The sequence below is a fragment of the Desulfococcus sp. genome (assembly GCF_041737845.1).
GTDB lineage: Bacteria > Desulfobacterota > Desulfobacteria > Desulfobacterales > Desulfococcaceae > Desulfococcus.
The window spans coordinates 1-10,393 of the sequence record NZ_JBGSQX010000169.1 but is presented as its reverse complement, the minus strand read 5'-3'; the positions used below and the strand labels follow the sequence as shown (position 1 = coordinate 10,393).

Annotated in this window: 15 protein-coding genes and 1 pseudogene; 14 read left to right on the top strand and 2 right to left on the bottom strand. The window is 59.5% G+C overall.

Annotated features, from left to right (window positions below; translation table 11 throughout):
• The coding region (locus ACEW8N_RS21015; protein WP_373501831.1) for an SLC13 family permease at positions 1-1,051 on the bottom strand (1,051 nt) is incomplete at its 3' end.
• A gap of 78 nt (positions 1,052-1,129) precedes the next feature.
• On the bottom strand, positions 1,130-2,956 hold the full coding sequence (locus ACEW8N_RS21010; protein WP_373501830.1) for an EAL domain-containing protein: 1,827 nt from the start codon (positions 2,954-2,956) through the stop codon (positions 1,130-1,132).
• Positions 2,957-3,245: 289 nt separating this feature from the next.
• Between ACEW8N_RS21010 and ACEW8N_RS21005 the strand changes: the two genes are divergently transcribed.
• The 14 genes and pseudogenes from ACEW8N_RS21005 to ACEW8N_RS20940 all read left to right on the top strand — a co-directional run.
• Complete coding sequence (locus ACEW8N_RS21005; protein WP_373501829.1) at positions 3,246-4,424, top strand: ATP-binding protein; 1,179 nt, start codon at positions 3,246-3,248, stop codon at positions 4,422-4,424.
• 75 nt (positions 4,425-4,499) lie between these two features.
• Positions 4,500-5,423 (top strand): DMT family transporter, encoded by a 924-nt coding sequence (locus ACEW8N_RS21000; RefSeq protein ID WP_373501828.1) that lies wholly within the window; start codon positions 4,500-4,502, stop codon positions 5,421-5,423.
• 37 nt (positions 5,424-5,460) lie between these two features.
• Positions 5,461-6,063 carry a DUF6264 family protein gene (locus tag ACEW8N_RS20995; RefSeq protein ID WP_373501827.1) on the top strand — a complete coding sequence of 201 codons (603 nt, stop codon included), beginning with the start codon at positions 5,461-5,463 and terminating at the stop codon, positions 6,061-6,063.
• A 39-nt stretch (positions 6,064-6,102) separates the two neighbouring features.
• On the top strand, positions 6,103-6,609 hold the full coding sequence (locus tag ACEW8N_RS20990) for a nitroreductase family protein (protein WP_373501826.1): 507 nt from the start codon (positions 6,103-6,105) through the stop codon (positions 6,607-6,609).
• 357 nt (positions 6,610-6,966) lie between these two features.
• The gene (locus tag ACEW8N_RS20985) at positions 6,967-7,203 is read left to right on the top strand and encodes a hypothetical protein (protein ID WP_373501825.1); all 237 of its coding nucleotides are present in this window, start codon (positions 6,967-6,969) and stop codon (positions 7,201-7,203) included.
• Between the two features lie 3 nt (positions 7,204-7,206).
• Positions 7,207-7,413, top strand: a complete 207-nt coding sequence (locus ACEW8N_RS20980) for a DUF2283 domain-containing protein (protein ID WP_373501824.1) — start codon at positions 7,207-7,209, stop codon at positions 7,411-7,413.
• A 245-nt stretch (positions 7,414-7,658) separates the two neighbouring features.
• Positions 7,659-7,952: a type II toxin-antitoxin system RelE/ParE family toxin gene (locus ACEW8N_RS20975; protein ID WP_373501823.1), complete on the top strand. Its 294-nt coding sequence runs from the start codon at positions 7,659-7,661 to the stop codon at positions 7,950-7,952.
• 20 nt (positions 7,953-7,972) lie between these two features.
• Positions 7,973-8,296, top strand: a complete 324-nt coding sequence (locus ACEW8N_RS20970) for a HigA family addiction module antitoxin (RefSeq protein WP_373501822.1) — start codon at positions 7,973-7,975, stop codon at positions 8,294-8,296.
• Positions 8,297-8,444: 148 nt separating this feature from the next.
• Positions 8,445-8,666: a type II toxin-antitoxin system HicB family antitoxin gene (locus ACEW8N_RS20965; protein ID WP_373501821.1), complete on the top strand. Its 222-nt coding sequence runs from the start codon at positions 8,445-8,447 to the stop codon at positions 8,664-8,666.
• Between the two features lie 274 nt (positions 8,667-8,940).
• Positions 8,941-9,192, top strand: a complete 252-nt coding sequence (locus ACEW8N_RS20960; RefSeq protein WP_373501820.1) for an addiction module protein — start codon at positions 8,941-8,943, stop codon at positions 9,190-9,192.
• The gene (locus tag ACEW8N_RS20955) at positions 9,177-9,287 is read left to right on the top strand and encodes a type II toxin-antitoxin system HicB family antitoxin (RefSeq protein ID WP_373501819.1); all 111 of its coding nucleotides are present in this window, start codon (positions 9,177-9,179) and stop codon (positions 9,285-9,287) included. The genes ACEW8N_RS20960 and ACEW8N_RS20955 overlap by 16 nt, the downstream gene beginning before the upstream one ends.
• A gap of 113 nt (positions 9,288-9,400) precedes the next feature.
• Positions 9,401-9,622, top strand: coding sequence for a DUF4160 domain-containing protein (locus tag ACEW8N_RS20950; RefSeq protein WP_373501818.1), 222 nt, complete (start codon positions 9,401-9,403; stop codon positions 9,620-9,622).
• A gap of 12 nt (positions 9,623-9,634) precedes the next feature.
• Entirely contained in the window at positions 9,635-9,904 is a 270-nt protein-coding gene (locus tag ACEW8N_RS20945) for a DUF2442 domain-containing protein (RefSeq protein ID WP_373501817.1), read from the top strand.
• A gap of 47 nt (positions 9,905-9,951) precedes the next feature.
• Positions 9,952-10,074, top strand: a pseudogene (locus tag ACEW8N_RS20940) (4a-hydroxytetrahydrobiopterin dehydratase); the annotation flags it as partial.
• Between the last annotated feature and the right edge of the window lie 319 nt (positions 10,075-10,393).

Below are 10,393 nucleotides of genomic sequence, written 5' to 3'. Positions count from 1 at the left end.
CCCCCCGCAGCGCCAGCACATGGACCCGATGAAGGCGCCTCAGGCCGCTCTCCTCCAGCGTGGCCCCCAGAAGCGGCGACCCATCGGCCACGACCCCCTCGGCCGTGAGGAGGCGCTCCGCCATCCGGGCGTCGACCGCGTCCGACGGTTCGACCAGGAGGTGCTGGCTGCCGTGAAAGCGCTGCAGATGGTCGGGGCGGCCGTGGACGATGAGGGTATCCCCGTCCTGGAGGACCTCGGCCGGGCGGGGGGCCAGGATCAATACCCCTTTCCGCTGGAGCCCCACCACCGTCAGGTAAAGGGCTGATCCCAGGCGGCTCTCGGCCAGGGTGCGGCCGGCCAGGGGCGACTCCCGGGGGATCCGGGTGGTGAAGATGTGGGTGTCGAGCTGGTAGGAGGCGCCGACAGAAGTCCGGGTGTCGGCATCCGAACCTGAGGCCCGCCGGGGAAGCCATCTCCTGCCGACGCCCACCACGAAGGCGATGCCCGCGGCCACGAGGGCCGCGGTGATGGGCGTGAAGTCGAAGAGGCCGAAGGGCGAAAGACCCGCGGCCCGGAGGGCGTCGGTCACCAGGATGTTGGGCGGGGTGGAGATGCCGGTGAAGGGCCCCCCGAGAAGGCAGCCGAGGGCCAGGGGCATCAGCAGCCGGGAGGGGGGGCGCCCGCTTCGCCTGGCCAGCTCCATGGTCGCCGGCAGCAGGATGGCGGCTACCGTGACGGTGTTGATAAGTGCAGACAGGAGGCTCGCGGCGATCATCAGGGCCGTCACCAGGAGGGCTTCCCCGCCTTTGGCGAAGCGCTGGAGGGGTTCTCCGAGGCGGTGGGCGATGCCGGTGCGCGTGAGCCCCGCGGAGAGGATGAACATGGCCCAAACGGTGACCACCGCGGGGCTGCTGAAGCCGGCCAGGGCCTCCTGGGGCGTGACCAGCCCCGTCAGGGCCAGGGCCGACAGCACCAGAAGCCCCACCAGATCCACGCGCAGCCGACCGTGGACGAACAGGATGAAGGCCGCCGCGATGATGACGAGGAGGATAAAGATCTGAAAGGTCACAGCGGATTCCTTTCAAGCGAATCAGGGGAAAAAATATCCGTATGCCTAACAGGTGCCCCGGACGGGGTCAAGGGGATTTCACGCCGCTGTGAGGGTCGATCTCGCTTTCTTGAACGGCCGCCGGAGGGCGTCCGTGCCGCGGGTGTCCAGCCGGCCCGCCCGGATTCCCTCCGGCAGGCGTTTGGCCTCTTTCATCATGGCAGCCATGACGGCGCCGACCGTCTCGGGCGTGTGGAAGTGAGGGGTGGGCAGGGCCAGTTCCAGGGCCGCGGCGCTGACCGTCAGGAGGGGGACGCGTTCGAGGCCCCCGTTGCGGCGTCGGGTTTCGAGGCAGCCCCGGGCGATGGTGTCCGGGTCGTAAAAACTCTCGGCGTCGGACCGGAACCGCTCCCGCACCTTCCGGATGTCTTCAACCACCGCCTCGAGGGGCCGACCTCCCGCGCCCATGAAAAAATCGTCGCCGCCCAGATGCCCCGCAAAGAGATCCGCCCCCGGGGCGTGCTGCTTGAGTAACTCCGAAAAGAGAAGAATGATGCGATCCCCCTGGCGGAACCCGTAGGTGTCGTTATAGAGTTTGAGGCGGTCGAAATCGAATCGGACAAGGACCCGGGGGTCTCCTCTCCCGTTCAAGGTCCGCGACAGGTATTCATAAACCATGCGGCTTCCCGGAAGGCCGGTCAGGGGGTTCTGGTCCAGGGTCGGCTTCTTCTCGGTGAGGATGCGGAGGATCGCATGGGCGCTCAGAAACCCCACGTATTTCATGCTCCGGGTGATCAGGACCCCCTCGGAGTTGCCCTGGGCCGCGAACCTGTCGATGATTTCATCAATGGGCGTATGGATGTCCACGACGGGGATCCGGGTGATGAGATCTGCGACGGTCGGCCCGGATCGGCGCGCCTGCGGCGCGACCCCCCGGCCGGATTCGGAGAGACTTGCGGCCTCGACGGCTGCGGCCCGGACAATGCCCAGGGGCTCCAGGCTTTCGCCGACAACCGGAACGAAGGCGCGCCGGGGATTGGCCCTCGCCATGTCCATGAGCCGGGCCGGTTCGGTATGGGAGCCCGCGGCCTCGACGGCTTCGATTTCGGCCTCCACCATGGGCATATCTCCCCGGGATCCGGCGCGCCGGTCCGAGAGCCGCAGCGTGTCGATGGCGTCGTATTTCTGCCGGATGTCGCCGATCTCGAGGGTGGGTCGCTGGACAAGATACCCTTGGAGCAGGTCGCAGCCGATGTTTTTGCAGCAGTGATACTCCAGCTCGGTTTCGACCCCTTCGGCGACGACCAGGCTCCCCATGAGGTGGGCCAGCCGGACCATGCTGGCCGCCAGCATCCGCTTGCGGGTGTCCTTTTCGATGTTCTGGATATAGAACCGGTCGATTTTGACGTATTCCGGCTGGGTATAGTAAAGGAGCTGGGTGCCGGAAAAACCGGCGCCGAAATCATCCACCGCGATGCCGCAGCCGATGGTGCGCAGGCCTTTCATCTTCATGGGCAGGTTGTCCGCGGTGCACACCTGGTGCCGTTCGGTGATTTCAAGGCAGACAGATCCCCGCGGCAGCCGGGCGTCCTTGAATGCGGCGAAGAGTTCATCGGGAAGGAATGTTTCCGCATGGAACAGGCGGCTGTCCAGGTTGTAGAAAAGCCTGATATGGCCGGCCCAGGGCATTTGCTGAAATTTGGCAAAGGCAATGTCGAAAAGCCCCCGGTTCACCTCGTGGGGGTCTCGATCCTGGAACACCGTGTCGAAAAACAGGGGGATCGATGTAAATCCCGCGTCGTCCCACCTGCGGATCAGGGCCTCGACTCCGTAAATGGCGCCGGTGTGAATGTTCACGATGGGCTGAAAGGCATAGTCAAGTGTATCCAGCACCCGATGCCAGTCGGCTGCGGTAAGATGCGGCAATGGGCTGCCTCCGTTCATGTGGCTCTCTCGTTCATTGAAAATGCCTGATGCGCCGATCCGGGTTGAATCGGCCGGAACTCTCCGGGAGATCCCGGGAAATATATGGATCTCAATTGGAATATCGGCATCCCGGTCGAAAACTTGAGCACCGGGCCGAAACTTTGCGGGGCTTGTCCGCGTCCGGCAATTCTGGTATAGCCAGGATGCCTGGACAGAGAAGGCTTCGCCTGCATCCACAAAAACCGATCTTCGAAGCCGTCCGCCCGCCATGGCCGGCAGGAAAAACATCATGCAAAAAAAAGAACTGGACGTTTACGTAAGGCTGCAGCGCCACCTGGACCGCCAGCCGGTGGGGTTTCCGGCCACGCCGTCGGGTGCGGAGATCCGGATCCTCCGGCACATCTTCACGCCCGGGGAGGCGGAGATCGCCGCCTGCCTGAGCTGGCGGCCCGAGCCCCTCGAGAGGATTTACGAGCGGGCGGGGCACCTGACCCCCTCGTCCGGGAAACTCGAGAAGATCCTGGAGCGCATCCGGGAAAAGGGCGGCCTCGAATCGAGCGTCCAGGACGGCAGAACCCATTATGCCAACGCCCCCCTGGTGGTGGGGATGTACGAGATGCAGGTCGACCGGCTGACCCCTCAATTCGTGAGGGACTTCAATGAATATACCGGGGACCGGCGCTTCGGGATCGAATTCCTGAGCACGGCCCTCCCCCAGATGCGGACGATCCCCGTCGCCAAAAGCATCCAGCCGCGGCACCACGCCGCCCCTTTCGACGCCGTAACGCCCCTGATCGAAGGGGCCGACGCGCCGTTCGTCCTCCTCCCGTGCATCTGCCGGAAGAAACGGGAGATGGAGGGGGCGCCCTGCCGGGTCACGGACGAGAAGGAGACCTGCCTCGCCATGGGCGGCATCGCCCGCTCCATCCTCCTGGGCGGCACCGGCCGGGAGATATCCCGGCGGGAGGCCATGGCCGTCATTACGCAAAACCAGCAGGCGGGTCTGGTGCTGCAGCCGTCCAACACGGAAAAGGCCGAGTTTATCTGCTCGTGCTGCGGGTGCTGCTGCGGGATGCTCGACATTTGCCGGAAGCTTCCCCGGCCCCTCGATTACTGGGCCGCCAACTTCCAGGCGGCGGTGGACCCGGGCCGGTGCACCGGCTGCGGCCTGTGTGAGCAGCGCTGCCAGGTCGGCGCGGTGTGTGTGCCGGAGAAAGGCGGGCCGGCCGTTGTCGACCTGGACCGGTGCATCGGGTGCGGCGTCTGTGTGGCCGCCTGCCCGACCGAGGCCGTCATGCTGAAAAAAAAGTCGGAAGAGGTCCGGCCGCCCCGGACCCGGGAGGATCTTTACGGCATCCTCATGGCCCGGAAGAAGGGCCGCCTGGAAAAACTGAAGCTGACCGGCAAGCTCATTGTCGACGCCGTCCGGACCGGCCGGACCGATCTGCTGAAGCGCCTGGCCGGATGACCCCGACCGGTTTGCGACAGGCCCGAGCGGCCGAAGGCGGCCTGCGCGCGCTTTGCCCCTGGAGAACATCACCCCATGCCGTTTGATGCAAAACCCGTGGATATGCCGCTTCCGGCGATCCTCTACACCATCTTTCTGTGCGCCCTGTTCGGCGGAAACACCGTGGCCATCAAGATCAGCCTGTCGGGCATGGGGCCCTTCACCAACGCGGGCCTGCGTTTTGCCGTGGCCGGGGCGGCCATCATCGTGTGGGCCGCGGCCACCGGGCGGCCCTTCCGGCTGAAAAAAGGGCAGGCCGGCCACATTCTGGCCACCTCCATGATCTTCACCGCCCAGCTCGCCCTGTTCTACCTGGGGATGGCCCGCACCAACGCCTCCCGGGGAGCCCTGATGTCGAACCTGGTGCCGTTTTTCGTCCTGATCCTGGCCCATTTTGTCATCCCCGGCGACCGGTTCACCGTGAGGAAATGCCTGGGAATCCTCCTCGGGTTCGGGGGCGTGGCCTTCCTCTTTTCCGATCAGGCGGGGATTTCGGCCGATCTCCGCACGGGAGATCTCATCATACTGGGCGCGGTGGTCCTCTGGTCCGTCAACTCCGTCTACGTCAAGCGGATCATCCACCGGTTCGAGACCTTCCACCTGGTGCTGTATCCCATGGTCTTTGCCGTGCCGATCTTTTTGGCGGCGGGGGGTGTCGCGGACGGCCCAATGACCCTGCCTCCCGCGGGGGACGTCCTGGCCGCCATGGCTTACCAGGCCCTGGTCACGGCCTCCTATGGGTTTCTCGCCTGGAACACCCTCCTCCGGAAGTACGGCGCCGTGGCCATGCACTCGTTCATCTTCGTCATGCCGCCGGTGGGCGTGGCCCTGGGCGCCTGGATGCTGGACGAGCCGGTCACCCCCCGGATGCTGATCGCGCTCGCGATGATCACCGCGGGCATCCTGGTGGTCCACGTGAGGCCGAAAAAACCCGCGCCCGTGCTGACGGCGGGGCCTTGAGGGGCCTGAGATTCAAGACGCGAAAGGAACGATGCAAATGGGCAAGTCCGAACAAGAGACCGATCATCCGCCGGACCCTGGGCAGGGGCCGGTCCGCGACCCCAAGGCGGCGCGCGGGGGCGGCCCTCCTTCCGGCCCGGCGCCGGAGCCGATATCGGCGCGCGGCCGGGCCTTTCTGGACGAGTTGACCGCCTTTGTCGGATTCCTCCAGGGGCTGTGGGGGGCCCTCGCCGGGGCCGCCGTGTTCTTCCCCCTGGCCAATGCCTCCTTCACCGTCATCCCCATGGCGCCGCTGGATCGGGAGGGAGCCTTCCACATCCTTCCCGCGGGGCTCGTCACGGCCATAGCGACCCTGTTGACCCTCTTTGTGCTGTTCTCCGCCTTCAGCCGCCGGAGGGTGCTTGCCGACGCCGGTCGGAAGGCCTGGATCCCCCTGATCGCCGGGGTGCTGGTGCTGATCGGGTACCTCATCCTCCACACCGTCAAGATGAACCTCTTCGACATCTGGGGGGTGGAGAGCGGCCACCCCGCCCACCTCGCCTTCGAGCTCCCCATGATGGTGCTCTACGCCGCCTTCTTCGCCCTGACCGCGAGGGCATTCGTCCTCCTGGGGCTGTTGGAAATCCATCGGCGGCCGTAGCCGCCCAAAAAGCAACGTGAAGACACCGAGGAGAAGACCATGATCGATTTATTAAGGGGGCGCCGGAGCGTCCGGAAATATGAAGACCGGGCCGTCGAGCCGGAAAAAATCGAGATATTGAAGGAGGCGGCGCTGCGCTCGCCGTCGGGGCGGAACATCCGGCCCTGGGCCTTTGTGTTTGTCGACGACCGGGGCCTTCTGGCCGAGCTGGCCCGGTCCAAGCCCCACGGCGGGAGTTTTCTGGCGGGCGCGGCCCTGGGGGTCGTGGTCTGCGCCGACGCCGCCAAATCCGACACCTGGGTGGAGGACTGCGCCATCGCCGCCATCCTGTTGCAGCTCACGGCCCTTTCCCTGGGCCTGGGAAGCTGCTGGGTCCAGATCCGGGGCCGGAACCACGCCGACGGCAGACCCGCTGAAGCCCACGTCCGAAGGCTCCTGGGACTCCCCGACACCCTGTCGGTGCAGGCGGTCATCAGCATCGGGTATCCGGCGGAGCAGCCGGCCGGGGTTCCGAGGGATCGGCTGGACTGGGATAAGATCATCTGATTCATCTATGGTTTTGGACTCGTGCGGCCATCCGATGGTGACTTGACAACCAAAAATCGTGTAATTACGATGTGATCACTTTTTACAGGAGGTGGTTCATGAAGGCACGAGTCATCAAAATCGGCAATTCCCAGGGGTTGCGCATCCCCAAGCCGATTCTCGAACAACCGGGGATAATTTTTCCTATGTTGCCGCTATATTGCCCATGCGAAGAGATCCGGCATGGATTTCAAAACAATTAAGCAAAAGAGGCTGATCGGGCAGACAGCAGGATGGGCGGCGCTGCGCTCCACCCATCCTGCGGGCTAATGGCTCACCTTTGCTTTCGGCATAACGGCACATGTGGATTTTTGACAAATGAAGACTACTCAATATTTTGAATATACGAGAAAACACTCTGATCGTGCCGGAATTCAAGAGGATTGGATCAGGGCAGTCGTCGAAAACCCTGAAAAGGTCGAAACACAGTCCGACGGAAGGATCAGAAAGTGGGGAAAGGTATTGGAGGCAGGAAAGTACTTGCGTGTGATCCTGCTCGAAGATGCGGAAACGGTCCATAATGCGTTCTTCGACAGATCCTACAAGGGGGAGTGAAGGATGAAGGTGAGATATTTTCCGGACACGGATACGGCTCATATTGAATTTACCGACAAGGATGTCTTTGAAACCAAAGAAATCAGTGAAAACATTTATATCGATATCGACGGGCAAGGCAAGATCGTCAGCATGACCATAGAACATGCGAAAGCAAGCGCGGGGCAATGGGAGTTCTCTTATCAGGAGATGTCGCGTAAAACAGCGTAACCAAGTGGCATATCCAGAATCCTAAAGGGAACGGGCGGCACCATCATCGAAAACGGCAGTGCCGCGTTTATCTCGCTTTCTGAGCATAAAACGAGCTGTAATCAATGAAAATCAAAATGATTTTCCGGAGGGTTTACCATGCTTGTCACATTACCAAGACGCCGTCCAGGAAACGGTATGGGTCGGATGAAACGGCGGGAGATAGAACGTTTGAAATAGCATCTTGGCCGTGATATTTTGATCTTATGATACAGTCATTCAAGAATCAGGCAACCGAAGACTTGTTCAATGGAGCCGCCACGAAGGCTGCTTTGAAACGATGTCCCAGAAATTTATGGAATATCATCTCCCGAAAACTCGACCAGCTTGATTCTGCAGCCTCTCTGGATGAACTTCGGGTTCCTCGGGGGAATCATTTGGAGGCGCTCAAAGGAGACCGCAATGGTCAGCACAGCATTCGTATCAATGACCGGTACAGAGTCTGTTTCAAATGGACAGAATCGGGACCGGTCGACGTTGAGGTTGTGGATTACCATTGAACATAAACCGTCAGGAGATCATGATGATCAGGATACCAACACATCGAGCGCCCACCCACCCCGGTGAAATGCTTTATGAGGAATTCTTGAAACCGATGGGAATTACTCAGCGGGAATTGGCTGATTCGATACATGTGCCATATCAGAGAATCAATGAAATCATTAACGGCCGCCGGGGTATCACCCCCAGCACGGCATTGAGGCTGGCCAAGTACTTTGGCGTTTCTCCAGACTTTTGGCTGAACCTTCAACTCAGGTGGGATCTTTATTTTGCTCAGAAGGCCGAAGCCGATGAATTGAATTCAATAACCCCGGCAACCATTCAGGGCGAATCCGTTCTTTGATCCTGCGGACTGCGGAAGGTATAAAGGAAACTGGGTGAAGAAGGCAGGGTTGCGCCTTACAATAAAAAGGAGGCATTCCAATCAAGGCGGAACATTCGGCCCCGGATTCACAATCACAGGTCGCCCCCAGTTTACAGGAGAGATGATCATGCGGAGACAATTTACGATTATTATTGAGCGCGAGGGCAACGGGTATGTGTCCCTCTGCCCGGAACTCGACATCGCCAGCCAGGGAGAGACGATCGGAGCCGCCCGCGACAACCTGCAAGAGGCGCTCGAGCTTTTCTTTGAGACGGCATCCCGGCAGGAGATTCAGGCCCGATTGCACGAGGAAGTGTATGTGACTCGAGTGGAAGTGGCCGTTGGGTAAGCTGCGCATCCTATCGGGGAGACAGGTCTGCACACCGGGTAATCGATCTTCAAGATCCACGTCAGAGATTTGTGACGGCATACTCCATTGGAAAAGGCGATATACTTTGAGCGGTCATATTCTTCGCTTTTTTCCCCTTACCCAACCCCTCTCCCGTTGGGAGAGGGGGTTAAGGAAAATCGCAGATGATGACCGTGCAAGGTATATCTCGCTTTCTGAGCATAAAACGAGCTGTAATCAATGAAAATCAAAATGATTTTCCGGAGGGTTTACCATGCTTGTCACATTACCTTTAGAAGACATGTCCATTGAGGAAAAACTTCAGGCCATGGAGGCACTCTGGGATGATTTATGTAAAAATGCCGATCGCATAAAATCCCCTTCATGGCATCAGGAAATCTTGGATGGGCGAGAACGGTCGCTAAAAAACGGTGATGATGAATTTGTGGATTGGGATCGTGCAAAAAAAATATTCGAGATTCTATTGCATGAAAATAAGGAGGGCCGGCCATGCAGAGGTTTTTGATCGTGATCGAAAAAGCCGACGGAAACTACTCCGCCTATTCCCCGGATCTTCCGGGTTGTGTATCGACGGAAAAACAAAAGATCAAGCAGCGATGAACATTCGTGAAGCCATTGCACTGCATATTCAGGGCCTGAAAGAAGACGGTATACCCATTTAAGAGGAGTTCCCGTGCCTGAAATCTGTCGATTTTATTGGAATCATCATTGCGATGTTCTTCGATGATCACAATCCACCCCATTTTCATGGACGCTATGGGAAAGAGAAAATTGCCATTGAGATAGATAGCCTTCGAATTCTGGAAGGAAAATTTCCTCCTCGTGCATTGGGTCTTGTCATTGAATGGGCATCTCAGCATAAAGAGGATTTACGGCATGTCTGGGAATTGGCAAAAAATAAGCAACCGCTTCAGAAGATTGAACCGTTGAAATGATGAGGTGTTACGATGATACCAGATGTAATTTCAGCAAGATATATCGAAGGCTACAAAATCGAGGTGCGGTTTGACGACGGCAGGATGGGTATCGTCGATTTTTCCAAATATCTTCAAATGGGCGGCGTTTTTGAACGTTTCAAGAATATTGAATTTTTTAAAAATTTCGCTGTAAATGAAGAACTTGGAATCATTACCTGGCAGGATGAATTGGATGTTTCACCCGAGACGCTTTATTCAGAGGCAACGGGTACCCCGTTACCTGCCTGGGTTGAACATTGATCGCCTATCACGAATCAAACCCATTTTGGGAACTGACGGGATCGAAAAACCCCGAAATCCTCACGGCGTGGGGCCGGGTGACGGTCGGGTGGTGGACCTATACCATCCGGGGCCTCCACGTGAATGATTTTATCCTGGCGGCCAAGACCATCCGGCTTTACAATGGGTGATGTAAAACAGCTCTCAGAATGGGTTTTGCGCTGCGCTCCACCCATCCTGCGAATTTCCGGTCGTCCCGTAGGGGCGGTTCGCGAACCGCCCCTATCGGTGGATGAATCCGAAAACAGGCGTTGGGGCATCGGTGCGGTTGAGTTGCAGCATTCCAGCATTGCGGGATGGGCTGCGCTGCGCTCCACCCATCCTACGGACTGATTCAAAATCACAGGTCGCCCGGGTTTACAGGAGAGATGATCATGCGGAGACAATTTACGGTTATTATTGAGCGAGAGGGCAACGGGTATGTGTCCCTCTGCCCGGAACTCGACATCG